The sequence below is a fragment of the Streptomyces sp. AC627_RSS907 genome (assembly GCF_019049165.1).
On the sequence record NZ_JAGMUE010001072.1, the window covers coordinates 1 to 772 of the forward strand.

The 772-nt window shown below is 71.5% G+C and carries 1 protein-coding gene; it reads left to right on the forward strand.

The window, feature by feature from the left end:
• Positions 1 to 772, forward strand: a 772-nt coding sequence (locus KUM32_RS40315) for a condensation domain-containing protein (RefSeq protein WP_254406770.1), incomplete at both ends; no start/stop codon positions are given.

A 772-nucleotide genomic window follows, 5' to 3' on the forward strand; every position in this document is an offset into this window, starting at 1 on the left:
GTACGAGCCGATCACCGAATGGGACTTTCCCGTCCTCGACGTCAGCGCCGAGGACGACCCGGACGCGGCGGCCGAGGAGTGGATGCGGGCGGACCTCGCGCGCGTCCTCGACCTCACCCGCGACCCGCTGTTCCGGTACGCGCTGTTCAAGCTGGAGCCGGAGCGGTACGCCTGGTACCAGGGGCTGCACCACATCGTCACGGACGCGGCGGGCGGCGCCCTCGTGGCCCGGAGGACCGCGGAACTGTACACCGCGCTCGCCACCGGAACCGACGCCCCGCCCTCTCCCCTGGGCCCGTTGCGGCTCCTGCTCGACAAGGACGCGCAATACCGGGCATCGGACGATTTCGCCAAGGACCGGGAATACTGGACCGAGCGCTTTCGCGACTATCCGGAACCGGCGCGACTCGCCGGCCGGCGGGCCGCCGTCTTCGAATCCCGCATCCGCGAGACGGTGTTCCTCAGCGAGGAGGAGGCGGTCCGGCTGCGCGCTTCGGCCCGGGCCGCCGGAACGCACTGGTCCGCACTGATGATCGCGGCGACCGCCGCCTACCTGCACCGGCTCACCGGCGAGCGCGACATCGTCCTGAGCCTGCCGGTCGCGGCGCGTACCGACGCGGAAACGCGCACCGTCCCCGGCATGTTCGCCAACCTGCTGCCGCTGCGCATTCCCGTGCACGGCGAAACGCGCGTTCGCGACCTGCTCAAGCAGGTCTCGCGCGAGGTGCGGCAGGCCCTGCGGCACCAGCGTTACCGGAAGATCGACCTCGCC